This window comes from Embleya sp. NPDC056575 (assembly GCF_042793325.1).
Taxonomy (GTDB): Bacteria; Actinomycetota; Actinomycetes; order Streptomycetales; family Streptomycetaceae; genus Embleya.
In genome coordinates, this window is sequence record NZ_JBHTVA010000017.1 from 102,035 (window position 1) to 128,728 (window position 26,694).

A 26,694-nucleotide genomic window follows, 5' to 3' on the forward strand; every position below is an offset into this window, starting at 1 on the left:
GCCGGTCGTAAGCGGAGGTGGCGTGGGATGGGTGGCGGCACGCGGGTTCACGTGGCTCCGAAGGGTGCGCGGGACGTGGCCGCGCGGTTTCGGGAGGTCAACGGGGAGCACCCGATGACGCCGGCCGACGACGCGTACGTGAACCGGCGGTTCGTCGAGCTGACCGCGTTGTGCGCGGCGACCGGGCGGGATCCGGAACGGGTGCGCCGACTCGTCCTGGACCGGTGCCTGCCGCTGCCCTCCTACCTGCGCTCGGACGGGGCCGAGATGGTGCCGGCCGACCTGTTCGCGCTCGCCGACGCGGCCGGCGGCCCGGACCGGCTCCGGGCCTGGTTCGTCGGGCACTGGGCCGATCCGGTCGAGGGCGAGCAGGAGTGGGCCGGCTACCTCAGCGGGCAGTACGTCTGCCTGCGCTCCGTCTCCCCCACCACGATCCGGCGCAAGAGCGAACTGGTGGCCGCGATCGACGCCGCCCTGGCCGCTCCCGCGCCGGACGATCCGGCCTGGCGCGCCGCACTCCACCGGTCGATCGACGACCTGGACGCCCTGGAGCCGGACTTCACCGCCTACGACCGCCTCCGCTTCGGTGGCCCGGTCTCCCGCGACACCCACATCACCGCACCCCGCGCCCGCCACCCGCGCACCCCCTGATCGGGGCCGCGGCGAGCCGCCTCAGGACCCCGGCCGTACCGCCCGCAGCGCGTCGACCAGTCCGTGTCCGTGGAACGAGTCGACCTCCCCCGACGCGTTACACGACCCCGCACACGGCAGCCGAGTCGCGGTGGCGGCCAGCCGGGCCGCGATCGTGTCCGGGCCCCACTCCGGGTGCTCGGACACGATCAGCGCGGCCACCCCGCTCACCGCGGGCGCCGCCATCGAGGTGCCGTCCTTCCGGGCCCACCCGCCGTCGCGCGCGGTGGACAACACGCCCTCGCCGCCGGCCGAGCCGTTCCCGCCGGGCCCGGCCAGATCCACCACGCCCAGGCCGGTGTTCGAGTAGCCGGCCCGTCGACCGTCCGCGCCGACCGCCGCGACCGTGACCACACCCGGGAGTTCGGCGGGCGCCATCCGACACGCGTCGGTCACCGGGCGCGGCGGGACCGGCCGGCTCGCCGCGTCGTTCGGGCTGTACGGGTCCACCGTCTTGTGCGCGAGGTCGTAGTCGTCGTTGCCCGCCGCGGCGATCGACAACACGCCGCGCTCGGCCGCGTACGCCGCCGCCCGACGGATGCCCTCGTACGCCACCGCCTGGTCCTCGTCGTCCGGACACATCAGCCACCACGGGTCGTTGTAGTAGCTGTGGTTGGCGATCCGCAGCCCCCGCGCGGCGTGCTCGGCCAGCCACACGAACCCGCATACGCTCGCCTCGGCGTGGAACATCGTGTCCGCGTCGCCGACCCGCACCGCCGCGATCCGCACCCTCGGCGCCACCCCGACCACGCCGGTGCCGTTGCGCGCCGCCGCGATCGTGCCCGCCACGTGCGTCCCGTGGTCGGAGCGCGGCGCCCGCCACGCCGCACCCTCCCGGATCGGCCGGCCCGTCGAACAGTCCACCGACAACTCCGCGTCGAAGTTCGGCGCCAGGTCGGGATGCCGGTCGTCCACCCCGGAGTCGACCACCGCGACCGCCACCTCGGGGCTGCCCTCGGTGATCCGCCGCGCCTCGTACGCGTGCACCATGGCCAGGTTCCACTGCGCGGCCTCCGCCGGATCCTCGACCGCGCCGCCACCACGCGCGGCCGGCCCATCGTGCGCCGCGATCGGCGCCGTCCGGGTGGCCCCCACCCGCGCCACGCCCGGCCGCCCCCGCACCGCCGCCGCGAAGCCCGGCCCGCCGTGCGCCACGACCACCCCGATCCGCCCGTACGCCCCCACCACCGTGCCGCCCGCCCGCCGCACCGCCGACTCCACGAGCACCGTCCCGGCCGGCCCCGGCTCACGGGTGAGCACCAGGTAGGAGTAGGTCCGCGCGGGCGCCTCGACCGACCTCCTCGGCGCCGCCGACACCGCCCGCGTGGGCAGCGTCCCGAGCAGCACGACGCCGGCCGCCGACACCATCGCGATCGCCACACGCATCCTCATGACGGCCCACATGCACAGGTACCGCCCGAACCAACCCGGCATTCACCCGGACGAGTTGCCCACCCGCCGGCGCGGCACCCCGTCTCACGTGGTGATGTCGCGCTCGTTCAGTCGAGCCCACGCCGCCGCGCCGAAGACCGCCGCGTACGCCGCCTGCATCCCGAGGTTGCGCAGGATCTCGCCGGTCGGGATCGGATCGCGCAGCAGGTCCCCGAAGCTCATCCACGCGTCGGTGAACAACCACGGGTGCAGACCCGACAGCTGCGGGATCCCGGTCAGGATCGCGGTCACGATCACCACGCCGACGGTGGCCGCCATCGCCGCCACCGGAACCGTGGTCAGCGTGGACACGAACAGCCCGATCGCGGCCAGGCCGACCAGCGAGGCGGCCACGCACAGCGCGATCAACACCGCCCGCCACGACGCCTCGACCATCGAGATCGAATCCCCGGTCAGCAGCGGCACATCGCCCATCGGGAACAGCGCCGCGCCGACCGCCAGCGCGGACAGCGCGATGGTGAGTGTCGCGGCCAGACAGAACGTCAGCACGCCGGCGAACTTCACAAGCAGCAGCCTGGTCCGCCCGGCCGGCGCGACCAGCAGGTAGCGCAGCGTCCCGCCGTGCGCCTCCCCCGCGATCGAGTCGCCCGCGACCACGCCGACGGTCATCGGCAGGAAGAACGGCAACGCGGCGGCCAGCGACGCGAAGACCAGGAACAGCCCGTTGCCGGTGACCTGGTTCACGAAGTCCATCGTCCCGCCGTCGCCGCCGCCGCGCGAGGAACCCCCGTCGTGGAAGTAGCGCAGCGCGACCCCGAGCAGCACCGGCACCAGCGCCAGGAAGCCCAGCATCGCGGCCGTCCGCGGCCGCAGGAACACCAACCGCAGTTCGCTGCGCATCAGTCCGCGCAGCCGCGGCAGCCGTTCGGCGCCGAACGACCCGGTATCCGCCGTCGAGTGGCCGAACGCGGGCGACAGGACACCCGTCTTGGGCAGTGCGTCAGTCGGTGACATCGAAGCCTTCCCCGGTCAGGGCCACGAACGCGTCCTCCAGGGACGGCCGCGCGAGGGTGAACGATCGGACCCGGATGTCGGCGCGCACCAGCGCCGCGCAGATCTCGTCCGGCTCCAGCGCGGGCGGGTCGGCGTCCACCCCGTCGTCGGTGGTGACCACGTCGGTCGCGCCGAGCCTTCGCAGCACCACGACCGCCGCCTCCGCGTCGGGAGTCGTGACGAGCAGGCGGGCCCGGGTGCCGGCGCGCAACGATTCGACGGTGCCCTGGGTGATCAGCCGCCCGTGGCTCATCACCGCGACGTCCGTGCACACCTGCTCGATCTCGTCCAGCAGGTGCGAGGACAGGAACACCGTGGTGCCGTCCGCGGCCAGCCCGCGGATCAGCGCGCGGATCTCGCGCATGCCCTGCGGGTCCAGGCCGTTGGTCGGCTCGTCCAGGACCAGCAGGTCGCGCGGGCGCAGCAGCGCGGAGGCGATGCCGAGCCGCTGCTTCATGCCGAGCGAGTACGCCCGCGCCTTGCGGCCGGCCACTGCGGTCAGGCCGACCTTCGCCAACGCCGCGTCCACCCGCGCGTCGCGGGTCCGGGGGTCGGACGTGGGGTCGGCGGCGTCCAGCCGGTCCAGGTTCTGCCGACCGGTCAGGAAGCCGTAGTGGGCCGGGCCCTCGATCAGTGCGCCGACCCGGGGCAGGACCTGCCCGACGGCCGCCGGCATGGGGCCGTCGAGCAGGGTGACGGTGCCGCCGGTGGGCCGGATCAGCCCGAGCAACATCCGGATGGTGGTGGTCTTGCCGGATCCGTTGGGCCCGAGGAACCCGAAGACGGAGCCGGCGGGAACGGTCAGGTCGAGGCCGTCCACGGCGAGCCGGTCCCGGCCGTAGCGCTTGGACAGCCCCTCGGTACGGATCGCCGCGGTTCCGACCGCCGTGGACGCGGTCATCGCTGTGCCGCGATCCGCTGGAGCGTGTCCGCGTCGACCGCGCCGGCGAAGACCCGGCCCGAGTCGGTGGTCAACACGTTCAGCAACCGGGTGTTGATCAGCGTCCCACCCGGCACCGGCTTGCCCAGCTTGCCGAGCAGCCCGGTGACGTCCTTGCCCTCCTTGCCGTCCTTGCCGTCCTTGCCGTCCTTGCCGTCCTTGCCCTTGGTCCCGGCGGGCAGTTCGACCACGGTGGTCCACCCCTCGCCCAGCAGACCCGGGGCGGGCCGCTCACCGTTCGGCGCCGGCGGTGCGGTGGGCTTCCCGGGCGCCGCCTCGTGCGTCGGGGCCTCGGTGACCCGGGCGCCGGCCGGCGGCTTGAAGTCGAACGTGCCGGCGGCCGGCTTGCCGTAGGAGATCTCCTCGAAGCCGATGTCGACGGCCGGCTTGCCGCCCTTGACGGTGTCCACGGTGACCCGCAGCGGCACCCCGGTCTTCGCGTCCACGAACACCGTCGCGGCGGCGATCAGGCTGCCCTGCGCCTTGGGTGCGAAGCGCAGCTTGTACACGTCGTGCCCGGCGACCCGGGCGGTGCCGTCGACTCGGACGTCGGTGCTCGGGCCGACCAGGTCGAGCAGTTGGCGGGCCGCGTCCTGCGGGGTGGTCGGCACCAACGACGCCACGTCGGGGCGCGTCGCGTCGATCGTGGCGTGCGTCACGGCGTGCGCGCGGCTGTCGTAGGTCCACACGTCGCGGCCGTTGTGCACGACGTTGTACTCGGACAGATCGGCCATGATGCCGATCCGCTGCCGGTCCGGGCCGTCCAGGGCCACCTGGAGCTTGTTGGTGCCCGAGAGCAGCGCCTGCGGGCCGCCGCCGCCCTTGCCCGGGAGGGCCGGCAGGCCCAGGTCGGTGTCGATGCGCACGGTGCCGGTCAGCGCGTCGGCCCGCGCCGCGGCGACCTTGGCGACGAGTTGTTCGGCCGTGACGTCGGGCAGTCCCGGTCGCCCGTCGTCGGCGAACGCGGCCGGTCCGATGGTGACCGCGCCGACGGCGGCGGCCGCGATCGCGGCCGGCACGGCGAAGCGCCACGGCACGGATCGGCGGGTGGTGCTGGTCATGACAGGTGCCCCCTGATGCGAGTGTCCAGTGCGACACATCAAGAGGACCATCGAAGTCACCCACCCGGCGTCGCCCGTACGTCACCGGAAAACGTCACCCTCGGGGCGCCCCGCGCCCGAAAGCCTGGGACTTCAAGCTGACCCACGAGAACCCGCACTACTCCCGGGGGAGCAGTCGGGGAGTAATCCGCAGCCGTACACCGAACATGACAGGCGGAGAGACCGAACTAGGCGCTGCGCTCCACGACAAGCTCGCACAGCGACGACAAGGCCCGCTTCGCGCTGCAATCCGGCAGTGGCGCCAAGACCTCCCGAGCCGCCTCGGCATAACGCCGAGTGTCCTCACGGGCCTTCGCGAGCGCCGGGTGCCCGCGCAGCAGCGCCAGTGCCTCCGCGTGGTCGTCGTCGTCCGTGATCGGACCGTCGAGCAGTTCGAGCAGGTGCCGGTCGGCCGCCGGGGACGGGCCGGCCACCCCCGCACGCAGGTGCAACACCGGCAGCGTCGGCACCCCTTCGCGCAGATCGGTGCCCGGGGTCTTGCCCGACTCGGTCGCCTCGCTGGCGATGTCGAGCACGTCGTCGGCCAGTTGGAAGGCTACGCCGAACCGCTCGCCGTAGCGGGTCAGGATGTCCACCACGTGCTCGTCGGCGCCCGCGAACATCGCGCCGAACTGCCCCGAGGCGGCGATCAGCGAGCCGGTCTTGTCCGCCATCACCGACAGGTAGTGCTCGACCGGGTCGTCGCCCGTCGCCGGGCCGACCGTCTCGCGGATCTGGCCGGTCACCAGTCGGGCGAACGCGCGGGCCTGGATCCGCACCGCCTCGTTGCCCAGGTCGGCGACGATCTCCGAGGCCCGGGCGAACAGGAAGTCGCCGGTCAGGATCGCCACCGAGTTGTCCCACCGGGAGTTCGCGCTGGGCGCCCCGCGCCGCAGCGGGGCCTCGTCCATCACGTCGTCGTGGTACAGCGTGGCCAGGTGCGTCAGTTCGCACACCACCGCCGCCGGCACCACGCCCGGGGCCTGCCAGTCGCCGAATTGGGCGGCGAGCAGCACCAGCAGGGGCCGGAACCGCTTGCCGCCCGCCTCGACGAGGTGTCGCGAGGTCTGCGTCAGGTAGGGGAACTCGCTCTTGGTGGCCGCCAGGAGCTCCTGCTCCACGGCGGCCATCCCCGCCCTGATGTCGGCGTCGAGAGTTTCGTCCGTGACGCTCAGCCCGAAGGGCCCCACGATCGCCATGACGGTTCTCTCCTGTCGATCACGCAGAGTCTCTGCGTCGTGCTCAATGGACGAACAAGGCTGCCTTGTCCGCGAGGTCCAGTACCGGCTGCGGGAGGATGCCAAGGACCACGGTAACGGCTACCCCGAGCGCGATGGCAGCGGTGGTCATCACGCTCGGTACGACGACCGTCGGACCGTCCGCCTTGGGCTCCGAGAAGAACATCAGCACGATGACCCGCACGTAGAAGAACGCGGCGATCGCGCTGCACAGCACACCGACCACCACGAGGCTGCCCGCGCCGCCGCGCGCCGCCGCCTGGAAGACCGCGAACTTTCCGGCGAAACCGCTGGTCAGCGGGATGCCGGCAAAGGCGAGCAGGAACAGTGCGAACACTCCTGCGACCAGCGGGGAACGCCTGCCCAGACCCGCCCAGTGCGACAGATGCGTCGCCTCGCCGCGGGCGTCCCGTACCAAAGTGACCACCGCGAACGCACCCAGAGTGACGAATCCGTAGGCCACAAGGTAGAACATCGTGGACGACACGCCCGCGTCGTTCATCGCGATCATTCCGGTCAGAATGAAACCCGCGTGGGCGATCGACGAGTAGGCGAGCAGCCGCTTCACGTCGGTCTGGGTGATCGCGATGACCGCGCCCGCGACCATGGTCGCGATCGCGACGCCGATCATCACCGGCCGCCAGTCCCAGCGCATGCCCGGCAGCGCGACGTAGAAGAAGCGCATCATCGCGCCGAACGCGGCCACCTTGGTGGCCGCGGCCATGAACCCGGTGATCGGGGTCGGCGCACCCTGGTACACATCCGGCGTCCAGGAGTGGAACGGCACCGCGCCGACCTTGAACAGCAGGCCCACCGCCACCATCGCGAGCCCGATCAGCAACAGCGCGTCGTTGTCCATCGCGCCGGCCGAGGCCACCCCGATCTTGTCCAGCGAGACGCTGCCCGAGTAGCCGTAGAGCATGGCCACGCCGAACAGGAAGAACGCCGAGGAGAAGGCGCCGAGCAGGAAGTACTTGAGCGCGGCCTCCTGGGAGAGCAGCCGGTTGCGCCGGGCCAGCCCGCACAGCAGGTAGAGCGGCAGGGACAGGATCTCCAGCGCGACGAACATCATCAGCAGGTCGTTCGCCGCCGGGAAGAGCAGCATGCCCACCAGCGAGAACATGGCCAGCGGGTAGACCTCGGTCTGCGTCCACCCGGCCGCCGCGGCGTCCTTCTCCTGCTGCGAGCCGGGCGCGGCCGCGGCCTGCGGGGCGAACGCGTCGCCGCCGGCCGGTTCCAGTTTGCGCTCGCCGATCAGCAACACCGAGGCGATGCCGATCAGGAGCAGCGTGCCCTGGAGGAACAGCGAGGGGCCGTCGACGGCGATCGCGCCCATCGCGGTGATGCTGCCCCGGTGGTCGTCGGGCAGGTCCCGGGCCAGCCACACGATCGCGCCGAACGCGGCGATCATGCCGACCAGGGCCACGGTGAGCTGGGCGCGGTAGCGGGCCGGTCGGGGCAGGAACGCCTCGATCAGCACGCCGACCACGGCCACGCCCGCGATGATCAGGACCGGCGAGAGCTTGCCGTACTCGATGGTGGGCGCGTCCACCTTCGTCACGGCGAGCGTTGCCGTTGCGGCGGTGCTCATGCTCACTTGGAGCCTCCAGTGGTGTGCGCCTCGGTGCCCGCGGCCTGTTCGATGGGCTTGGTGGGCGCCGGGTCCTTCTGCTCCACCCGGCTGAGCGTGTGGTCCACGGCCGGATTCACCGCGTCGAGCACCGGCTTCGGGTAGACGCCGAGCACGAGCAGGAACGCGATCAGCGGTACCACGACCGCCAGTTCGCGCGGCACCAGGTCGCGAAGCTTCTCGTTCCCGGGCCGGACCGGACCGGTCATCGTGCGTTGGTACAGGACGAGCACGTACAGGGCGGCGAGCACGATGCCGGTGGTGGCGAAGATCGCGGCCACCTTGTACTTCGTGAACGCGCCCACCAACACCAGGAACTCGCTGACGAACGGGGCGAGTCCCGGCATGGAAAGGGTCGCGAGTCCGGCCACCAGGAACGTACCCGCGAGGATGGGGGCGACCTTTTGCACGCCGCCGAAGTCGGCGATCGTCTTGCTGCCGCGGCGCGAGATCAGGAAGCCCGCGATCAGCAGCAGGGCCGCGGTGGAGAAGCCGTGGTTGACCATGTACAGCGTCGCGCCCGACTGACCCTGGCTGGTCATCACGAAGATGCCCAGGATGATGAAGCCGAAGTGCGAGATGGACGTGTACGCGATCAGCCGCTTGATGTCGGTCTGGCCGACCGCGAGCAGCGCGCCGTAGATGATCCCGATCACCGCGAGGGTGATCACCACCGGGGCGAAGTACTTCGACGCGTCGGGGAAGATCTCCAGGCAGAACCGGAGCATCGCGAACGTGCCGACCTTGTCCACCATCGCGGTGACCAGGACCGCGACACCGGGGGTGGCCTCGGTCATGGTGTCCGGCAGCCAGGTGTGGAACGGCCACAGCGGGGCCTTGATCGCGAACGCGAACATGAAGCCCAGGAACAGCGCCTTCTCCGCGGTCGGGTCGATGTCCAGCTGACCGGTGGCGACCGCCTGCGAGATCTTCACGAAGTCGAAGGTGCCGTTCCCGTCGACGCCGATGCCCTGGTTGGCGGTGGCCACGTACAGGCCCACCACCGCGGCCAGCATGACCAGGCCGCCGAGCAGGTTGTACAGCAGGAACTTGACCGCCGCGTAGGAGCGTTGCGCTCCGCCGAAGCCGCCGATCAGGAAGTACATCGGGATCAGCATGGCTTCGAAGAAGACGTAGAACATGAACACGTCGGTGGCCGCGAAGGACACCACGACCATCGCCTCGACCAGCAGCATCAACGCGAAGAACGCGTGCGTGCCGCGCGGCGCGGACCGGCCCGTGCCCGCCGAGCCGTCGGCGCCCACCGGCGCCTCGTCCGCGTCGTGCCACGAGGCCAGGATCAGCAGCGGCATCAGCACCGCGGTGAGCAGGATCAGCACCAGGCCGATCCCGTCCACGCCCAGCGACCAGCTCACCCCGAACGAGGAGATCCAGCTGTAGCTCTCGGTGATCTGGAAACGTCCGCCGTCGTTGTCGAACTTGGTCGCCACCACCACGGCGACGGCCAGCGTGAGCAGGCTGAACAACAGCGCCACGTTCTTGGCGAGCCTGCGTTTGCCGGCCGGTACGGCGGCGACGCACAGGCCGCCGACGAACGGCAGCGCCGCGAGCGTCGTCAGCCAGGGAAAGTGGCCGTTCATCGAAGTCCCTCCGCCTGGACGCCTACCGTGTGGGCGATCCGAATTCGGGTCGGCATCGTCGTCATCACGCCATCCGAGCCATCAGCGTGCAGGCCACGACCAGCAGCGTGCCGCCGAACATGGACAGCGCGTACGTGCGGACGAACCCGGTCTGTACCCGGCGCACCCGCGCCGAGGTGCCGCCGACGAAGGCCGCGAGGCCGCCGACGAATCCGTCCACGCCCTTGTTGTCGAACCACACGAGCAGGCGGGTCAGATACTGCCCGGGCCGCATGACCAGACCCTCGTTGATCGCGTCCTGGTACAGGTCGCGGCGGGCCGCCACGGTGACCGGGCTCGCCGCCGGCGCCACCGAAGGCACCTCGCGGCGGGCGTATTGGAAGTAGGCGACCACCGTGCCCAGGGCGACCATCGCGATCGCCATGCCGGTCACCGCCCACTCGCTCATCGGCAGGTCGCCGTGCGAGAACCCGGTGACGGGGGTCAGCCACTTCACGAACGAGTCGTTCAGCACGAACAGGCCGCCGGCGAACACCGATCCGAAGGCGAGCAGGATCATCGGACCGGTCATCGAGACCGGCGACTCGTGCGGGTGCGGCTCGTGCCAGTCGGCCGGCGCGCCCGCGGGCGCCTCCTTCCAGCGTTCCTTGCCGAAGAAGGTCATCAGCATCACGCGCGTCATGTAGTACGCGGTGAGCCCGGCCGCGAGCAGGGTGACCGCGCCCAGGATCCAGCCGGAGGTGCCGCCCTTGGCGAACGCCGCCTCGATGATCTTGTCCTTGGAGAAGAACCCGGACAGCAGCGGGAATCCGATGATCGCCAGATAGCCCAGGCCGAAGGTGACGAAGGTGATCGGCATGTACTTGCGCAGGCCGCCGTAGCGGCGCATGTCCACCTCGTCGTTCATGCCGTGCATGACCGAGCCCGCGCCGAGGAACAGCCCGGCCTTGAAGAAGCCGTGCGTGACCAGGTGCATGATCGCGAACGCGTAGCCGATCGGACCCAGGCCGGCGGCCAGGATCATGTAGCCGATCTGGCTCATCGTGGAGGCGGCCAGCGCCTTCTTGATGTCGTCCTTGGCGCAACCCACGATCGCCCCGAACAGCACGGTGATCGCGCCGACGATGGTGACCGCGAGCTGGGCGTCGGGCGAGGCGTTGAAGATCTCCGCCGAGCGGGTGATCAGGTACACGCCGGCGGTGACCATGGTCGCCGCGTGGATCAGCGCGGAGACCGGGGTGGGACCCTCCATCGCGTCGCCGAGCCAGGCCTGGAGCGGGAATTGCGCCGACTTGCCGCAGGCGGCGAGCAGCAACATCAGGCCGATCGCGGTCATCGTGCCGTCGCTCGCGGTCGCACTGCCGCCGAGTACGCCCGCGAAGGAGAAGGTGCCGAACGTGGTGAACATCAGGAAGATCGCGATGGCCAGACCGAAGTCGCCGACGCGGTTCATGATGAACGCCTTCTTGGCGGCGGTCGCGGCGCTCGGCTTGTGCTGCCAGAACCCGATCAGCAGGTAGGAGGCAAGCCCGACGCCCTCCCAACCGACGTAGAGAAGAAGGTAGTTGTTCGCCAGCACCAGCAGCAGCATCGCCGCGACGAACAGGTTCAGGTAGGCGAAGAAGCGCCGACGGTTCTCGTCGTGCGCCATGTAGCCGATCGAGTAGATGTGGATCAGCGAGCCCACACCGGTGATCAGCAGCACGAACACCATGGACAACTGGTCCAGGTGCAGACCGATGTCGGCCTGGAACTCGTTGACCGGCGCCCAGGTCCACAGGTGCTGGTCCACCGAGCGGCCGGTGCCGGACTTGTCGAGCATGGTCACGAACATCAGCACGCCGACCACGAACGACCCGAGGGCGAGCGCGGTGGCGAGGATGTGTCCGAAGGGGTTGGTCCGCTTGCCGCCGACCAGCAGCAACACCGCGCCGAGCAAAGGCAGTCCGACGACCAGCCACAGCGCCGAGAAGGCACCGGAGGCGGCCGTGGAGTGCAGCCCGCCGCCGCCCTCGTTGGCGAGCAGGGCGCCGGAGGCCAGGGAGGAGGTTTCGATCACCGGTTCCGACCTACCACTTCATGAGGCTGGCGTCGTCGACCGAGGCCGAACGGCGGCTGCGGAAGATGGCGATGATGATGGACAGTCCGACCACGACCTCGCAGGCGGCGACGACCATCGTGAAGAACGCGATGATCTGGCCGTCGAGGTTGTCGTGCATGCGGCCGAACGTCACGAACGCGAGGTTGCAGGCGTTCAGCATCAGTTCGACGCACATGAACACGACGATCGCGTTGCGCCGGAGCAGCACCCCGGCCGCACCGATGGTGAACAACAGCGCGGACAGATACAGGTAGTTCACCGGGTTCACGAGCGCCCCTCCTTCGAACCGGCGCCGGCGCCGACCTCGTCGCCCGAGCCCGGGTCGGGGTCCTCGTGCTCGTGGCGGGCGGTGGGCACGGACGCGGGCGCGTCCGACTCGTCCGGCCACGCCTCGTCGTCGTCGTCGGCGCCCGCGCTCTCCAACGCGGCCACGCTGTGCACCGCCTCGGCGCTGACGTCGCGGATCTGACCGCGTGCTCGCAGCGTGCCGTTGATCGACAACTCCGAAACGCTGCCGTCGGGGAGCAGCGCGGGTACGTCCACCGCGTTGTGCCGGGCGTACACCCCGGGCGTGGGCAGCGGGGCGACCTGCTTGTTGTCCCGCACCCGCTCCTCGGACAACTCGCGCTGGGTCTTGCGCGGCACCAGGCGCTCGCGGTGCGCGAGCACCATCGCGCCGACCGCCGCGGTGATCAGCAGCGCGCTGGTCATCTCGAAGGCCCAGATGTACTTGGTGAAGATCTGGTGCGCCAGGCCCTGCACGTTGCCCTGGGAGACCGCGCGCAGCGCCTCGTCGTCGGTCTCCGCCGGGTAGACGGGGCGGCTGCCCGCCGACTTGGTCGCCAGCGCGGTGAAGTGGGTGATCGAGGCGTTGGCGATGGCCGACGTCAGCAGGATGCCGAAGCCCAGGCCGAGCCCGGCGGCGGCGATCCGCTGACCCTTGAGGGTCTCCTTGAGCGAGTCCACCGAGGAGACGCCGACCAGCATCAGCACGAACAGGAACAACATCATGATCGCGCCGGTGTAGACCACGATCTGCACGATGCCCAGGAACACCGCGCCCTGGGCCAGGTAGAAGATCGCCAGGCACATCATCGTGGTGACCAGCGCGAGCGCGCTGTGCACCGCCTTCTTCATGAAGACGGTCGCCAGGGCGCCGATCAGCGCGACGGCCGCGAGCACCCAGAACTGCAGCGCCTCGCCGGTGGAGGTCTTGGTGACCTCGGCCGCGAAGTCCATTCCGGGGCTCATCGGCCCGCCTCCGTCCCCTGCGCGCCCGCCTCGGCCGGCTCACCGGACCGCCCCTGGGTCACCGTGCCGGGTGCGGCTCCGGTGATCTTGCCCAGGTAGTAGTCGGTGTCGGTGGTGCCCGGGTACATCTCGTGCGGCGCGGGAACCATGCCCTCGTACAGCGGCGCGAGCAGCTGTTCCTTGGTGAAGATCAGGCTCGCCCGGCTGGTGTCGGCCAGCTCGAACTCGTTGGTCATGGTGAGCGCCCGGGTCGGGCAGGCCTCGATGCACAGACCGCAGAAGATGCAGCGCAGGTAGTTGATCTGGTAGTTGCGGCCGTACCGCTCACCGGGCGAGAAACGTTCCTCGTCGGTGTTGTCGGCACCCTCCACGAAGATCGCGTCGGCGGGACACGCCCACGCGCACAGTTCGCAGCCGATGCACTTCTCCAGGCCGTCGGCGTACCGGTTGAGCTGGTGCCGGCCGTGGAATCGCGGTGCGGTGACCTTCTTCTCGTACGGGTAGTACTCGGTGTTCGCCTTCTTGAACATCGTCGCGAAGGTGACACCGAACCCCGCGACCGGTCCGAGGAACTTGGGCACGGGTCTATGCCTCTCCTTCAGTGCGGTCGGCCGGGAGCTCCGCCGCCGGCGCGCCGACCGGCTCCGGTCTGCGCACGTTGCGGCGCGGCACCGGCGGGAGTTGCTGGCCCGGCATGGGCGGTACGGGGAACCCGCCCGCCATCGGGTCGAACGTTTCGGGTCCGGCGGCCTTCGCGGCGGCCTCCTCGGCCTCCGCGTCCTTGTTCGGGGTGACCGCGTCCCACAGGATCGACAGCAGGAGCAGCGCGACCACGCCGCCCGCGACCCACAACACAATCCGGGACTGCTCGTAGCCCTCGTTCTTGAGCGCGCGCACGGTGGCGACCAGCATCAGCCACACCAGCGAGAGCGGGATCAGCACCTTCCAGCCGATCTTCATGAACTGGTCGTAGCGGAACCGGGGCAGCGTGCCGCGCAGCCAGATGAAGACGAAGATGAACGCCTGGACCTTGAGGAAGTACCACAGGAACGGCCACCAGCCGGAGTTGGCGCCGTCCCACACCGCGGTGATCGGCCAGGGGGCCAGGTAGCCGCCGAGGAACAGGGTGGTCGCCAGCGAGCTGACCACGACCATGTTCACGTACTCGGCGAGGAAGAACAGCGCGAACTTCAGCGACGAGTATTCGGTGTGGAAGCCGCCGACCAGCTCGCCCTCGGCCTCGGGCAGGTCGAACGGCGCCCGGTTGGTCTCGCCGATCATCGCGACCACGTAGATGATGAACGAGACCGGCAGCAGGACCGCGTACCAGGTGTCCTGCTGCGCGGCGACGATCTCCGAGGTGGACATCGAGCCGGAGTAGAGGAACACCGCCGCGAAGGACAGGCCCATCGCGATCTCGTAGGAGATCATCTGGGCCGAGCTGCGCAGCCCGCCGAGCAGCGGGTAGGTCGAGCCGGAGGACCAGCCCGCGAGCACGATGCCGTAGATGCCCACGGACGCGACCGCGAGGATGTAGAGGACCGCGACCGGCAGGTCGGTCAGCTGCAGGTGCGTGCGGTGCCCGAAGATGGAGACCTCGGGGCCGAAGGGGATCACCGCGAACGCCATGAACGCCGGGACCATCGCCACGATCGGCGCGATGATGTAGACGGCCTTGTCGGCGCCCTTGACGGTGATGTCCTCCTTGAGCGCGAGCTTCACGCCGTCCGCGAGGGACTGGAGCAGGCCCTGCGGGCCGGTGTACTTGGGCCCGATGCGCATCTGCATCCAGGCCACGACCTTGCGTTCCCACCAGATCGCGAACAGCGTCATGACGACGCAGAACGCGAAGATGAGCACCGCCTTGAGCAGGATCAGCCACCAGACGTCGGTACCGAACCCGACCGCGGCGAGCTGCATGCCGCTGTCCGTCACCGCTCCTCCTCATGAACGTGTGCGGTCCGACCGTTGAGGCCGGTGTTGTCGGGCGGGCCCTGCGCGTGCGCGAGGTCGAGCACCGCCGGGCGGATCCGGACCACCTCGCCGGGGGCGACCCGCAGCGCGCGACGCACCGGGGAGCCGGGCGAGTTCGCGGGCAGGAACACCACGCGCTCGGTCATGTCGGTGATGCGCAGCGGCAACGTGACCTCCCCGTGCGACGAGGTCACGGTGACGCCGCCGCCGTCCTCGGCGCCGATCTCGGCGGCCGTGGACGCGCAGAGCCGGACCACCGGCGCGCGCCGGGTGCCCGCCAGATGGGGTTCGCCGTCCTGGCCGCGCCCCTCGTCCAGGAGCAGGCGCCAGGAGGCGAGTACGGCCTCGCCCGCGCCGGGGCGCGGGAGTTCGCGGGAGCGGCCCTCGGGGGCCGGTCCGCGGTCGCCGGTCCACCGGCCGAGTCGGCGCAGTTCGCGCCGGGCGGCGGTGAGCGAGGGCAGCTCGATCGGGGTGCCCTCGTGCTGTTCGGCCATCGCCTCGGCGATCGCGTCCAGCACCCGCAGGTCGGACATGACCGCGGCCAGGTCGCCGCCGAGCTGGTCCTTCTTCAGGACGGTGGCGAACGGGCGTTCGCGGCCCTCCCAGTCGACGAAGGTGCCGGGCTTCTCGGCGGCGGCGGCGACGGGGAAGACCACGTCGGCGCGTTCGGTGACCGCGCTGTGCCGCAGTTCGAGGCTGACCACGAAGCGGGCCGCGTCCAGGGCGGCCAGCGCGGCGGTCGGGTCGGGCAGGTCGTCCACCTCGACGCCTCCGACCACGAGTGCGGCCAGGCGCTGTTCGCGGACGGCGGTCAGGATCGCGGTGGTGTCCAGGCCGTAGCCGGCGGGCAGGGCGGCGACCCCCCAGGCGGCGGCCACCTCGGCGCGCGCCTCGGGGTGGTCGACCGGCCGGCCGCCCGGCAGCAGGTTGTACAGCGCGCCCGCGTCCGCCGCGCCGCGCTCGCCCGCGCGCCGGGGCACCCAGGCGAGCCGGGCGCCGGTGCGCCCGGCCAGCGCGCTCGCCGCGGCGAGGGCGCCCGGCACGCCGGCGAGGCGTTCGCCGAGCAGCACCACCGCGCCCGGCTTGCGCAACATTTCGGCCGCGCCGCGCGCGAGTTCGCCGGCGACCTCCGGGTCGGCGAGAGCGGAGAGCCATTCGGTCTCGGTGCCGGGGGCGGCCCGCAGCAGCGTGCCGCCCATCCGGGTCAGTCCGGAGGAGGCGAACGGCGCGACGCCGTACACCTTCAGGCCCTTGCGGGAGGCCTTGCGCAGCCGCAGGAAGACGATCGGCGACTCGTCCTCGGGTTCGAAGCCGGCCAGGAGCACGCCGGGGGCCTTCTCCAGGTCGGCGTAGGTGACCCCGAGACCGGTGCCGGCCACCCGATGGGCCAGGAACTCGGCCTCCTCGGCGGAGTGTTCACGGGCGCGGAAGTCGATGTCGTTGACGTCGAGCGCGACCCGGGCGAACTTGCCGTAGGCGTAGGCGTCTTCGAGGGTCGCCCGACCTCCGACCAGGACCCCGGCGCTGCCCCGCGCGGCGGCCAGCCCGCGCGCGGCCACGCCCAGTGCCTCGGACCAGGACGCGGGAACCAGTTCGCCGCTCTCCTCGTCCCGGATCAGTGGGGAGGTGAGCCGGTCTTGACGGGTGGCGTAGCGGAACGCGAAGCGGCCCTTGTCGCAGTTCCATTCCTCGTTGACCTCGGGCTCGTCGCCCGCGAGTCGGCGCAGCACCTTGCCCCGACGGTGATCGGCGCGCAGCGAGCACCCGGACGCGCAGTGCTCGCACGTGGTCGGGGAGGACACCAGGTCGAACGGCCGGGCGCGGAAGCGGTACGCGGCCGAGGTGAGGGCGCCGACCGGGCAGATCTGGATGGTGTTGCCGGAGAAGTAGGACTCGAAGGGCTGCTTCTCGTAGATGCCGACCTGCTGGAGCGCGCCGCGTTCGATCAGCGCGATGAACGGGTCGCCCGCGACCTGCTCGGAGAAGCGGGTGCAGCGGGCGCAGAGCACGCAGCGCTCGCGGTCGAGCAGCACCTCGGAGGAGATCCGCAGGGGTTTGGGGAAGGTGCGCTTGACCTCGGTGAAGCGGGAGGTCGCCCGGCCGGCGCCCATCGCCTGGTTCTGGAGCGGGCATTCGCCGCCCTTGTCGCAGACGGGGCAGTCCAGGGGGTGGTTGATCAGCAGCAGTTCCATCACCCCGTCCTGCGACTTCTTCGCGACCGGGGAGGTGAGCTGGGTGCGGACGACCATGCCGTCGGTGACGGTGGTGGTGCAGGACGCGAGCGGCTTGCGCTGGCCCTCGACGTCGACCAGGCACTGCCGGCAGGCGCCGACCGGGTCGAGCAGCGGGTGGTCGCAGAACCTGGGGATCTGGATGCCGATCAGCTCGGCGGCCCGGATCACCAGGGTGCCCTTGGGCACCGAGACGTCGATCCCGTCCACCGAGATGGTGACGAGGTCCTCCGGCTTGGGGGCCGGCGGCCCACCCGCGGGGGTGTTGGTCGTGACTGTCATGTCAGCTGTGCGCTCCTGCCCCGGTGGAAGCGGGGGCCGTCGTCGCCCACGCGGTGGATGCCGCGGTGTCGAACGGACAGCCGCCGTGCTCGAAGTGCGCGAGGTATTCGTCGCGGAAGTACTTGAGCGAGGACTGGATCGGGCTCGCCGCGCCGTCGCCGAGGGCGCAGAAGGACTTGCCGAGAATGTTGTCGGCGACGTCGAGCAACGTCTCCAGGTCCTCCTCGGTGCCCTCGCCGTGCTCCAGGCGGGTGAGCAACTGGGTGAGCCAGTAGGTGCCTTCGCGGCACGGGGTGCACTTGCCGCAGGACTCGTGCTCGTAGAACTCGGTCCAGCGCAGCACCGCGCGCACCACGCACACGGTCTCGTCGAAGATCTGCAGCGCCTTGGTGCCGAGCATGGAGCCGGCCGCGCCGACGCCCTCGTAGTCGAGCGGCACGTCCAGGTGCTCGTCGGTGAACATCGGTGTGGACGAGCCGCCGGGCGTCCAGAACTTGATCCGGTGCCCGGCTCGTACCCCGCCCGCAAGGTCGAGGAGTTGGCGCAGCGTCACACCCAGCGGGGCCTCGTACTGGCCGGGCCGGGTGACGTGTCCGGACAGCGAGTACAGGGTGAACCCGGGCGACTTCTCCGAGCCCATCGAGCGGAACCACTCGACGCCCTTGTTCAGGATCGGCGGCACCGAGGCGATCGACTCGACGTTGTTCACGCAGGTGGGCGACGCGTACAGGCCGGCCACGGCGGGGAACGGCGGGCGCAGTCGGGGTTGGCCCCGGCGGCCCTCCAGCGAGTCGAGCAGCGCGGTCTCCTCGCCGCAGATGTACGCGCCGGCGCCCGCGTGCACGGTGAGTTCGAGGTCGAAGCCCGAGCCGAGCACGTTCTTGCCGAGGTAGCCGGCCGCGTATGCCTCGCGGACCGCGGCGTGCAGCCGGCGAAGCACCGGGACGACCTCGCCGCGGACGTAGATGAAGGCGTGCCCGGAGCGGATCGCGTAGGACGCGATGATCACGCCCTCGATCAGCACGTGCGGGTTGGCGTACATGAGCGGGATGTCCTTGCAGGTTCCCGGCTCGGATTCGTCCGCGTTGACCACGAGGTAGTGCGGCTTGCCGTCGTTTTGCGGGATGAAGCCCCACTTCATGCCGGTGGGGAAGCCCGCGCCGCCGCGACCGCGCAGACCGGAGTCCTTGACGGTCTGGATCACCTCGTCGGGGTGCATGGCCAGCGCCTTGCGCAGGCCCTCGTAGCCGCCGTCGCGCCGGTAGGTGTCCAGCGTCCACGGCCGGTGCTCGTCCCAGTTGGCGGAGAGCACGGGGGTGAGGAGGGAGGTCTCGGTCACGGCGCCTGGTCCCCGTCCTGGTCGGGCGCGTTCCCGGCGGGAGGCGCGGGGTGGGCCGGGTCGGACTCGGCGGTGCGCGCCGGGGCGTCGTGCGAACTCGGGGCGGGCGGTGTCTCGTTCGCGCCGCCCTGGGTCGCGCTGCGGGAGCCGGGCACGGTCGCGGTCGTGGATCGGGGCGCGTCGTCGGTGTGCGTGCCGTTGGCGATCCGCAGGCCGACCAGGCTGGCCGCGCCGCCGGCGCCGCCCTCGTCCACCGCGCCGGGGCGCTCGTCGGGGAAGCCGGCCAGGATCCGCGAGGTGTCGCGGAAGGTGCACAGTCGGGCGCCGCGGGTGGGTACCGCGTCCTTGCCGGCGCGCAGGTCGTCGACGAGTTCCCTGGCCGACTGCGGGGTCGCGTCGTCGAAGAACTCCCAGTTGACCATCACCACGGGCGCGTAGTCGCAGGCCGCGTTGCACTCGATGTGCTCCAGGGTGACCACGCCGTCGGCGGTGGTCTCCTTGTTGCCGATGCCGAGGTGCTCCTTCAGGCTCGCGAAGATCTCGTCGCCGCCCATCACCGCGCACAGCGTGTTGGTACACACGCCGACGTGGAAGTCGCCGCCCTGGCGCCGCCGGTACATCGTGTAGAAGGTGGCGACGGCGGAGACCTCGGCGGTGGTCAGACCGAGGATGTCGGCGCAGAACTCGATGCCGGTGCCGGTGACGTAGCCCTCTTCGGCCTGCACCAGGTGCAGCAGCGGCAGCAGCGCCGAACGGGACTGCGGGTAACGGCCGATCACCTCCTTCGCGTCCACCTCCAGACGCGCGCGTACCTCGGGCGGGTACGGCGGAGCCGGCTTCGCCGGGGGCATCGGCATGCCCAGGTCCGTACTCATCGGTCGACACCTCCCATGACGGGGTCGATCCCCGCCACTGCCACGATCACGTCCGCCACCTGGCCGCCCTCGCACATCGCGGCCATGGCCTGCAGGTTGTTGAAGGAGGGGTCGCGGAAGTGCACGCGGTAGGGGCGGGTGCCGCCGTCGCTGACCGCGTGGACCCCCAGTTCGCCCCGGGGTGATTCGATCGCGCTGTAGACCTGGCCGGGCGGCACCCGAAAGCCCTCGGTCACCAGCTTGAAGTGGTGGATGAGGGATTCCATCGAGGTGCCCATGATGTTCTTGATGTGCGCCGGCGAGTTGCCCAACCCGTCGGTGCCCAGGGCCAGTTGCGCGGGCCAGGCGATCTTCTTGTCGGCCACCATGACGGGCCCCGGGGCCAGCCGGTCCAGGCACTGCTCGACGATCCGCAGCGACTGCTTCATCTCCTCGATGCGGATCAGGTACCGCCCCCAGGAGTCGCAGGAGTCGGCGGTGGCGACGTCGAACTCGTAGTTCTCGTAGCCGCAGTACGGCTGCGTCTTGCGCAGGTCGTGCGGCAGGCCGGTGGAGCGCAGCACCGGGCCGGTCAACCCGAGGGCCATGCAGCCGGCCAGGTCGAGGTAGCCGATGCCCTGGGTGCGGCCCTTGAAGATGGCGTTGTCGTTGAGCAGCAGTTCGTACTCGTGGATCCGGCCGGGGAGGATGTTGACCAGTTCGCGGATCTTGTCCACGGCGCCGGGCGGCAGGTCCTGGGCCAGGCCGCCGGGGCGGATGTAGGCGTGGTTCATCCGGAGCCCGGTGATCATCTCGAAGACGTCGAGGATCAGTTCGCGGTCGCGGAACCCGAAGGTCATCACGGTGAGCGCGCCGATCTCCATGCCGCCGGTGGCCAGGCAGACCATGTGCGAGGAGATGCGGTTGAGCTCCATCAGCAGGACCCGGATCACCTGCGCGCGTTCGGGCACCTGGTCGGTGATGCCGAGCAGCTTCTCCACCGCGAGGCAGTAGGCGGTCTCGTTGTACAGCGGCATCAGGTAGTCCATGCGCGTCACGAAGGTGACGCCCTGGGTCCAGGTGCGGAACTCCAGGTTCTTCTCGATCCCGGTGTGCAGGTAGCCGATCCCGCAGCGGGCCTCGGTGACGCTTTCCCCGTCGATCTCCAGGATCAGCCGCAACACGCCGTGTGTGGACGGGTGTTGCGGGCCCATGTTGACGACGATGCGCTCTTCGGCGTCCGCCGCGGCCTGGACCACTTCGTCCCAGTCGGAGCCGGTGACCGTGTAGACCCGGCCCTCGGTGGTCTCCCGCGCGTACGCGGCGGATGGGGGTGTCGTTGTCTGATCGGACATCAGTTGTACGACCTCCGCTGGTCGGGCGGCGGGATCTGGGCGCCCTTGTACTCGACGGGCACGCCGCCGAGCGGGTAGTCCTTCCGCTGCGGGTGGCCGGGCCAGTCGTCCGGCATGAGGATGCGCGTGAGCGCGGGGTGGCCGTCGAAGATCAGGCCGAAGAAGTCGTAGGTCTCGCGCTCGTGCCAGTCGAGCGCGGGATACACGCTCACCAGGGACGGTACGTGCGGGTCCGCGTCGGGGGCCGAGACCTCGAGCCGCAGCGCCCGATTGTGGGTGATCGAGCGCAGGTGGTAGACCGCGTGCAGCTCGCGGCCGGCCTCCTGGGGGTAGTGGGTACCGGACACGCCGGTGCACAGCTCGAAGCGCAGCGCCGGGTCGTTGCGCAGGGTCAGCGCGACCCGGGGCAGCGACTCGCGGCGCACGTGGAAGGTGATCTCGCCGCGGTCGACCACGACCTTCTCGATCGCCTGGTCGAACTCGATGCCGGCCTCCGCGAGGGCGCCGGAGAGTTCGTCGGCGACGAGGTCGAACTCGCCCTCGCCGTCCGCGGTTCCGCGCGGGCCGCCGTAGGGGCGGGAGGCGGGGCCGGGGAAGGCGACGGTACGGACGAGCTTGCCGTAGCCGGAGGTGTCGCCGGAGTCGCGCGCGCCGAACATGCCACGACGCACGGCGATGGGCTCGGCGTCGGCGTCGGCGGGAACCGGGAGCTGGGCCTTTTCCTCGGGGGTGCTGCCGGGGACGGTCATCGGGCGCCCCCGTCGTTGGTGTGGCCGGTGTGGGGGTGGCCCGCGTGCGCGTGCTGCGCGGACGCGTGGCCGACCGGGATGCCGGGATCGAGTTCGTGGGCGCCTCGGCGGGCGCTCGCGGGAAGCATCTCGATGGTGGGCAGCGCCTTCATGGCGGCCTGTTCGGCGGCGCGGGCGGCCTTCTCGCGGTTGACGCCCAGCGGCATCGCCTGGATCTCCTCGCGGAGCTTGATGATCGCGTCCATCAGCATCTCGGGCCGGGGCGGACAGCCGGGGAGGTAGATGTCCACCGGCACCACGTGGTCGACGCCCTGGACGATCGCGTAGTTGTTGAACATGCCGCCCGACGAGGCACAGACGCCCATCGACAACACCCACTTGGGGTTGGGCATCTGGTCGTAGATCTGCCGCAGGACCGGCGCCATCTTCTGGCTGACCCGTCCGGCGACGATCATCAGGTCGGCCTGGCGCGGCGAGGCCCGGAAGACCTCCATGCCGAAGCGGGCCAGGTCGTAGCGGCCGGCGCCGGTCGCCATCATCTCGATCGCGCAGCACGCGAGTCCGAACGTGGCCGGCCAGAACGATCCCTTGCGGAAGTAGCCGGCCAGCCCTTCCACGGTGCTCAACAGGAAGCCGCTGGGCAGCTTCTCCTCGATACCCACGCGGATGCCCTCTCTCCGTCAGTCGTTGGGGGAAGCCTGGGCTTGGCTGATCGGGCCCACGGTGTGTGTACGTGCATGTGCCATGTCGTCGCTCAGTCCCACTCCAGGCCGCCGCGACGCCAGAGGTAGGCGTAGGCGACGAAGACCGCGGCCACGAACATGACCATCTCGACGAGACCGAAGATCCCCAGCGAGTCGAAGTAGACGGCCCACGGGTAGAGGAAGACGATCTCGATGTCGAAGACGATGAAGAGCATCGCCGTCAGGTAGTACTTGACCGGGAATCGCCCGCCGCCGATCGGCTGCGGGGTCGGCTCGATGCCACATTCGTAGGCCTCGAGCTTGGCCCGGTTGTAGCGCTTGGGCCCGGTGAGCGCCCCCATCACGAGGGAGACCAGTCCGAAGGCCAGGGCAATGCCCCCGAGCACGAGGATCGGCGCGTACAGGTTCACCGCGCTCCCATCTCCCTTCTCAGTCCCCCGAAGCCACGCATGTGACCGGGTTCACAAGCTGCCGGAACGGCGCCCATCCTAGGCCCCTTGCGATGTGATCTGCGACACGGGTAGAGAATGATCATGGTGTGATCTTCACCACCTGATGATCGATCAGAAACGGTTGCGTGCAGCCAAAAATCACACAGGGTGAGAAATAGGGGAGCCTAAACGGTTCGCCACTCACGGACGATGTTGATCATGGGAATCGCCTATACCACCCGTTCACAAGCTCATCAAATTTGGCTGATGATGATCGGTTGTGATAATCGATCCGCCCAGTTGGCGCCCCACGGTCACCGAGCGCAACCGGAGGAGGAGGCGCAGAAACGACACCGAACGCCGTCACGGCGGGTTCGTGAACCAACGGACACAGGCTCGCTGCGGTCGGGACGGGGGTCTTGACGGGGGCGGGGGGCGGAGGTCCGGGCGGGTGGGGGTGGGCTGGGTCGGGTCCGGTCCGGTCGGGTTGAGTTCGCCGGGGAACTCCCCGAGTGGGTCGGGTTTGGTTCGGCGAGCCTCGCGCTTCAGCTGCGGAGCGCCGGTGCGGGGCTGGTCCGGGTCGTGGGGTGGGCCGGCGCCGGTGTGGGTTTCGGGGTGTGGGCTTGCGTCGGGGCGGGGGGCCTGGGTCGGGGTGAAAAGCGACCTGCGGCGGGTGGCGGGGTGGGGGGCCGGGTTGGGTTCCGCCGGGCGAGCGTTCCCGGGTGGGTCGGGTTTGGTTCGGCGGGCCTGGGGCTTGGGGTTGCGGGGGCTGGTGCGGGGGCGGTGCGGGTCGTGGGGTTGGCCGGCGGCGGTGTGGGCGTCGGGGTGTGGGCTTGCGTCGGGGCGGGGGCCCGGGTCGGGGTGAAAAGCGACCTGCGGCGGGTGGCGGGGTGGGGGGTTGGGTTGGGTTCCGCCGGGCGCGCGTTCCCGAGTGGGTCGGGTTTGGTTCGGCGAGCGTTGCGCTTGGGGTCGCGGCCGGCGAGGTGGAGGCTCGGGTTGGGTTCCGCCGGGTGTGCGTTCCTGGGTGGGTCGGGTAGGGCGTTTCGAGGTGCGGTGGGTGTGTGTGGGGGGGCGGGAGTTCACGGAACCGGACGGCGTGGGGTGTCGTGGCCTCGGTGTGCGAGAAAACCGCAGGTCAGTGCGAAGCAAGAGCGTTCGAGGTGTCTCGGGATCCGGTTCGACCCCTCACCGGGCACTCTCGGTCTCCCGGACGGCCTCCGCGAGGTCTCAGCACCCGAAGTCGACTGCCATCGGGCGGTTTCAGTCTCTGCGGGGGCGTCGAGGGGGTCGGAGCGCACGCAACCGGCACCCGACGCCTGCCCCTCCTCCCCGCCACCACGAAACCGCAGGTCACCGAAGCTCGAAGCCCGCAACCACCGATCGCAATCCGGTTTCGAACCCCAACCTCACCGCAAACATCCCAGAATCACCCCTACCCACTCGGAAACGCACGCCCGGCGAACCCAACCCGAGCCTCCACCCCGCCGGCCGCGCCCCCAAGCCCGAGGCTTGCCGAACCAAACCCGACCCACTCGGGAACGCGCGCCCGGCGGAACTCAACCCGACCCCCCTCTCTGCCACCCGCCGCAGGTCGCTTTTCACCCCGACCCAGGCCCCCCGCCCCGACGCAAGCCCACACCCGAAGCCCACACCGGCGCCGGCCAACCCCACGACCCACACCGCCCCCGCACCGGCCCCCGCAACCCCAAGCCCGAGGCTCGCCGAACCAAACCCGACCCACTCGGGAACGCACGCCCGGCGGAACCCAACCCGACCCCCCACCCCGCCACCCGCCGCAGGTCGCTTTTCACCCCGACCCGGGCCCCCCGCCCCGACGCAAGCCCACACCCCGAAGCCCACACCGCCGCCGGCCCACCCCACGACCCGCACCAACCCCGCACCGGCCCCCCGCAACCCCAAGCGCAACGCACGCCGCGAACTCCCGGCCATCTCGCAAAGCCACCCGGCGAACCGGACCTCGACCAGACCATCCCCCGGTGTCGTCGCCGACGTGCCAGGGTGGTGTGGCAACTGCCGTGTCAGCTACCGAAGGTGGAGCGCGGGCGCATCGGCCGGGTATGACCGCGCTACCTGTGTGTGGGCGCTGCGGCCCGAACCGGGCCGACCGGGCCGAGCCGACCCCGCCCCGGCTCGGAGCCGGCCGACCGCCCGTCCGTCCGCCACCGCCACCGGCACCGGCACCGGCACCGGCACCGGCACCGGCAAAGCGCACTCCGCCCAGCCCTCACCCCGCCCTCAGGACCTTGGGTCCCAAAGCCCGCTCGCTTCGCCCCGTGCCAAGTGGTCGGCGTAGATGCCGACCTTCCAGGTGATCACGGAGCGGCATTCCTCCAGCGCGCGAATCTGGGCGTCCACGCGCCGGCGGTGGGTGTCGAGCAGGTGTAGGCGATCCGCTTCGTTGCCCGGGCCCTGGCGGACCAGTTCGGCGAAGCGTTCGAGCTCGGCCAGTGGCATGCCGGATTCGCGGAGCTTGACGCAGATCAGGAGCCAGTCGATGTCGAACGAGGTGTAGCGCCGCCTGCCGCCCGGGGTGCGCAGGACCGGGCCGACCAGCAGGCCCTCGCGCTCGTAGAAGCGCAGGGCGTGCACGCTCAGGCCGGTGCGTTCGGCCACCTCACCGATGCCGAACGACCGCGTGGTCGGCTCGGTGGTCATACCGTGCCTCGCTCTCGGACTTGATCTAGACCTCGCTCTAGATCGTAGCGTCGGCGACATGACGATCACCGCTCAGCAACCCCTCGGCTCACCCTTCTCCGCCGCCACCCACGCCTCGGACGTCGTGGCCGACCGCGACCTGTCCGGCATGACCGCCGTGGTGACCGGGGGCTACTCCGGCCTCGGCCTGGAGACCGCCCGGACGCTGGCCACAGCGCGGGCCAGGGTCATCGTTCCGGCCCGTCGTCCCGATGTGGCCCGGGCCGCGCTTCAGGGGATACCGGGCTGCGAGGTCGTCGCCATGGACCTGACCGACCTGGACAGCGTGCGGTCCGCCGCCGCGTGGATCGGCGAATCCGTCGACCGGCTCGACCTGCTGATGGCCACCGCCGGAGTCATGGCCACCCCGGAACGACGCGTCGGACCCGGCTGGGAAAGGCAGTTCGCGGCCAACCACCTCGGGCACCTCGCCCTCGCGTGCGAGCTGTATCCCCTCCTGGTCGCCGCCGACGGCGCTCGTGTCGTGGTCAACAGCTCCGCCGGACACACCCTGACCGGCATCCGCCGGCACGATCCGCACTTCCGCACCGGCTACGACAAGTGGTTGGCCTACGGTCAGTCCAAGACCGCCAACGCCCTGTTCGCCGTGCACCTCGACGCGCTCGGGCGCGGCGACGGCGTCCGGGCGTTCGCGCTGCATCCGGGCAAGATCATCACCGGTCTGCAGCGCGAGATGGCGTTGCAGGAGCAGATCGATCGCGGCTGGGTGGACGAACACGGCAATGTGATCGGGGCCGGCTTCAAGACCGCCTCCCAGGGCGCCGCCACCGGAGTGTGGGCCGCGACGTCCGCGCTGCTCGACGGACGGGGCGGGCTCTACCTCGAAGACTGCGACGTCGCCCGCGTCTCCGCCCCCGACGAGCCGATGGACGACGGCGGCGTGCGCGCGTACGCCATCGACCCCGACGAGGCCGCGCGCCTCTGGGACCTCTCCATCGCCGCGACCGGCGCCCCGCCCATCACCCGATGACGTCGCCCACGCCGCCGGCGGGCGATCGGGGTGTCGACCAGGTCGGTCCACCACACGGCCCGAACTCCCGCAC

Annotated in this window: 22 protein-coding genes; 2 read left to right on the forward strand and 20 right to left on the reverse strand. The window is 70.8% G+C overall.

Going from position 1 to position 26,694, the window contains the following annotated elements:
* Positions 1-114: 114 nt before the first annotated feature.
* Entirely contained in the window at positions 115-651 is a 537-nt protein-coding gene (locus tag ACFRCG_RS15990; RefSeq protein ID WP_380031875.1) for a DUF6058 family natural product biosynthesis protein, read from the forward strand.
* Positions 652-672: 21 nt separating this feature from the next.
* On the opposite strand, the gene ACFRCG_RS15995 is transcribed toward ACFRCG_RS15990, so the two are convergent.
* The 20 genes from ACFRCG_RS15995 to ACFRCG_RS16090 all read right to left on the reverse strand — a co-directional run bounded on the left by ACFRCG_RS15995 (position 673) and on the right by ACFRCG_RS16090 (position 25,591).
* On the reverse strand, positions 673-2,082 hold the full coding sequence (locus ACFRCG_RS15995) for a S8 family serine peptidase (protein WP_380031877.1): 1,410 nt from the start codon (positions 2,080-2,082) through the stop codon (positions 673-675).
* A gap of 84 nt (positions 2,083-2,166) precedes the next feature.
* Positions 2,167-3,096 (reverse strand): ABC transporter permease, encoded by a 930-nt coding sequence (locus tag ACFRCG_RS16000; protein ID WP_380031879.1) that lies wholly within the window; start codon positions 3,094-3,096, stop codon positions 2,167-2,169.
* Positions 3,083-4,036 carry an ATP-binding cassette domain-containing protein gene (locus ACFRCG_RS16005; protein WP_380031881.1) on the reverse strand — a complete coding sequence of 318 codons (954 nt, stop codon included), beginning with the start codon at positions 4,034-4,036 and terminating at the stop codon, positions 3,083-3,085. Before ACFRCG_RS16005 ends, ACFRCG_RS16000 begins: the two co-directional genes overlap by 14 nt.
* Entirely contained in the window at positions 4,033-5,136 is a 1,104-nt protein-coding gene (locus ACFRCG_RS16010; protein ID WP_380031883.1) for an outer membrane lipoprotein carrier protein LolA, read from the reverse strand. Before ACFRCG_RS16010 ends, ACFRCG_RS16005 begins: the two co-directional genes overlap by 4 nt.
* 227 nt (positions 5,137-5,363) lie before the next feature.
* A complete protein-coding gene (locus ACFRCG_RS16015; RefSeq protein WP_380031885.1) occupies positions 5,364-6,374 on the reverse strand; it encodes a polyprenyl synthetase family protein in 1,011 nt (336 codons plus the stop codon).
* Between the two features lie 43 nt (positions 6,375-6,417).
* Positions 6,418-8,004 (reverse strand): NADH-quinone oxidoreductase subunit NuoN, encoded by a 1,587-nt coding sequence (nuoN, locus tag ACFRCG_RS16020; RefSeq protein ID WP_078975801.1) that lies wholly within the window; start codon positions 8,002-8,004, stop codon positions 6,418-6,420.
* A 2-nt stretch (positions 8,005-8,006) separates the two neighbouring features.
* Entirely contained in the window at positions 8,007-9,644 is a 1,638-nt protein-coding gene (locus ACFRCG_RS16025; protein ID WP_380031886.1) for an NADH-quinone oxidoreductase subunit M, read from the reverse strand.
* A 64-nt stretch (positions 9,645-9,708) separates the two neighbouring features.
* On the reverse strand, positions 9,709-11,607 hold the full coding sequence (gene nuoL / locus ACFRCG_RS16030; protein ID WP_380031995.1) for an NADH-quinone oxidoreductase subunit L: 1,899 nt from the start codon (positions 11,605-11,607) through the stop codon (positions 9,709-9,711).
* A 106-nt stretch (positions 11,608-11,713) separates the two neighbouring features.
* Positions 11,714-12,013 (reverse strand): NADH-quinone oxidoreductase subunit NuoK, encoded by a 300-nt coding sequence (gene nuoK, locus ACFRCG_RS16035; protein WP_020549317.1) that lies wholly within the window; start codon positions 12,011-12,013, stop codon positions 11,714-11,716.
* Positions 12,010-12,996: an NADH-quinone oxidoreductase subunit J gene (locus ACFRCG_RS16040; protein ID WP_380031889.1), complete on the reverse strand. Its 987-nt coding sequence runs from the start codon at positions 12,994-12,996 to the stop codon at positions 12,010-12,012. The genes nuoK and ACFRCG_RS16040 overlap by 4 nt, the downstream gene beginning before the upstream one ends.
* Positions 12,993-13,577 (reverse strand): NADH-quinone oxidoreductase subunit NuoI, encoded by a 585-nt coding sequence (gene nuoI, locus ACFRCG_RS16045; protein WP_380031891.1) that lies wholly within the window; start codon positions 13,575-13,577, stop codon positions 12,993-12,995. Before nuoI ends, ACFRCG_RS16040 begins: the two co-directional genes overlap by 4 nt.
* 4 nt (positions 13,578-13,581) lie before the next feature.
* On the reverse strand, positions 13,582-14,916 hold the full coding sequence (gene nuoH / locus ACFRCG_RS16050; protein WP_380031998.1) for an NADH-quinone oxidoreductase subunit NuoH: 1,335 nt from the start codon (positions 14,914-14,916) through the stop codon (positions 13,582-13,584).
* 11 nt (positions 14,917-14,927) lie between these two features.
* Positions 14,928-17,483 (reverse strand): NADH-quinone oxidoreductase subunit G, encoded by a 2,556-nt coding sequence (locus ACFRCG_RS16055; RefSeq protein WP_380031893.1) that lies wholly within the window; start codon positions 17,481-17,483, stop codon positions 14,928-14,930.
* A gap of 1 nt (position 17,484) precedes the next feature.
* The gene (gene nuoF / locus ACFRCG_RS16060; protein ID WP_380031895.1) at positions 17,485-18,822 is read right to left on the reverse strand and encodes an NADH-quinone oxidoreductase subunit NuoF; all 1,338 of its coding nucleotides are present in this window, start codon (positions 18,820-18,822) and stop codon (positions 17,485-17,487) included.
* Positions 18,819-19,697: an NADH-quinone oxidoreductase subunit NuoE gene (gene nuoE / locus ACFRCG_RS16065; RefSeq protein ID WP_380031897.1), complete on the reverse strand. Its 879-nt coding sequence runs from the start codon at positions 19,695-19,697 to the stop codon at positions 18,819-18,821. Before nuoE ends, nuoF begins: the two co-directional genes overlap by 4 nt.
* Positions 19,694-21,031 carry an NADH-quinone oxidoreductase subunit D gene (locus ACFRCG_RS16070; RefSeq protein ID WP_380031899.1) on the reverse strand — a complete coding sequence of 446 codons (1,338 nt, stop codon included), beginning with the start codon at positions 21,029-21,031 and terminating at the stop codon, positions 19,694-19,696. Before ACFRCG_RS16070 ends, nuoE begins: the two co-directional genes overlap by 4 nt.
* Positions 21,031-21,780, reverse strand: coding sequence for an NADH-quinone oxidoreductase subunit C (locus ACFRCG_RS16075; RefSeq protein ID WP_380031901.1), 750 nt, complete (start codon positions 21,778-21,780; stop codon positions 21,031-21,033). Before ACFRCG_RS16075 ends, ACFRCG_RS16070 begins: the two co-directional genes overlap by 1 nt.
* A complete protein-coding gene (locus ACFRCG_RS16080) occupies positions 21,777-22,442 on the reverse strand; it encodes a NuoB/complex I 20 kDa subunit family protein (protein WP_380031904.1) in 666 nt (221 codons plus the stop codon). Before ACFRCG_RS16080 ends, ACFRCG_RS16075 begins: the two co-directional genes overlap by 4 nt.
* Before the next feature lie 92 nt (positions 22,443-22,534).
* On the reverse strand, positions 22,535-22,894 hold the full coding sequence (locus ACFRCG_RS16085; protein ID WP_380031906.1) for an NADH-quinone oxidoreductase subunit A: 360 nt from the start codon (positions 22,892-22,894) through the stop codon (positions 22,535-22,537).
* 2,277 nt (positions 22,895-25,171) lie between these two features.
* Complete coding sequence (locus ACFRCG_RS16090; RefSeq protein WP_380031908.1) at positions 25,172-25,591, reverse strand: MerR family transcriptional regulator; 420 nt, start codon at positions 25,589-25,591, stop codon at positions 25,172-25,174.
* Positions 25,592-25,649: 58 nt separating this feature from the next.
* Here ACFRCG_RS16090 and ACFRCG_RS16095 point away from each other — a divergent pair, with 58 nt between their 5' ends.
* Positions 25,650-26,621, forward strand: a complete 972-nt coding sequence (locus ACFRCG_RS16095) for an SDR family NAD(P)-dependent oxidoreductase (RefSeq protein ID WP_380031910.1) — start codon at positions 25,650-25,652, stop codon at positions 26,619-26,621.
* Positions 26,622-26,694: the final 73 nt, after the last annotated feature.

Coding starts and splice junctions, on each gene's coding strand:
- ACFRCG_RS16055 (WP_380031893.1), bottom strand. CDS start 17,483: ATGACAGTCACGACCAACACCCCCGCGGGTGGGCCGCCGGCCCCCAAG.
- ACFRCG_RS15995 (WP_380031877.1), bottom strand. CDS start 2,082: ATGAGGATGCGTGTGGCGATCGCGATGGTGTCGGCGGCCGGCGTCGTG.
- ACFRCG_RS16025 (WP_380031886.1), bottom strand. CDS start 9,644: ATGAACGGCCACTTTCCCTGGCTGACGACGCTCGCGGCGCTGCCGTTC.
- ACFRCG_RS16090 (WP_380031908.1), bottom strand. CDS start 25,591: ATGACCACCGAGCCGACCACGCGGTCGTTCGGCATCGGTGAGGTGGCC.
- nuoH (WP_380031998.1), bottom strand. CDS start 14,916: ATGCAGCTCGCCGCGGTCGGGTTCGGTACCGACGTCTGGTGGCTGATC.
- ACFRCG_RS16075 (WP_380031901.1), bottom strand. CDS start 21,780: ATGACCGTCCCCGGCAGCACCCCCGAGGAAAAGGCCCAGCTCCCGGTT.
- ACFRCG_RS16040 (WP_380031889.1), bottom strand. CDS start 12,996: ATGAGCCCCGGAATGGACTTCGCGGCCGAGGTCACCAAGACCTCCACC.
- ACFRCG_RS15990 (WP_380031875.1), top strand. CDS start 115: ATGACGCCGGCCGACGACGCGTACGTGAACCGGCGGTTCGTCGAGCTG.
- nuoN (WP_078975801.1), bottom strand. CDS start 8,004: ATGAGCACCGCCGCAACGGCAACGCTCGCCGTGACGAAGGTGGACGCG.
- ACFRCG_RS16005 (WP_380031881.1), bottom strand. CDS start 4,036: ATGACCGCGTCCACGGCGGTCGGAACCGCGGCGATCCGTACCGAGGGG.
- ACFRCG_RS16010 (WP_380031883.1), bottom strand. CDS start 5,136: ATGACCAGCACCACCCGCCGATCCGTGCCGTGGCGCTTCGCCGTGCCG.
- nuoE (WP_380031897.1), bottom strand. CDS start 19,697: ATGAGTACGGACCTGGGCATGCCGATGCCCCCGGCGAAGCCGGCTCCG.
- ACFRCG_RS16095 (WP_380031910.1), top strand. CDS start 25,650: ATGACGATCACCGCTCAGCAACCCCTCGGCTCACCCTTCTCCGCCGCC.
- ACFRCG_RS16015 (WP_380031885.1), bottom strand. CDS start 6,374: ATGGCGATCGTGGGGCCCTTCGGGCTGAGCGTCACGGACGAAACTCTC.
- ACFRCG_RS16070 (WP_380031899.1), bottom strand. CDS start 21,031: ATGTCCGATCAGACAACGACACCCCCATCCGCCGCGTACGCGCGGGAG.
- ACFRCG_RS16000 (WP_380031879.1), bottom strand. CDS start 3,096: ATGTCACCGACTGACGCACTGCCCAAGACGGGTGTCCTGTCGCCCGCG.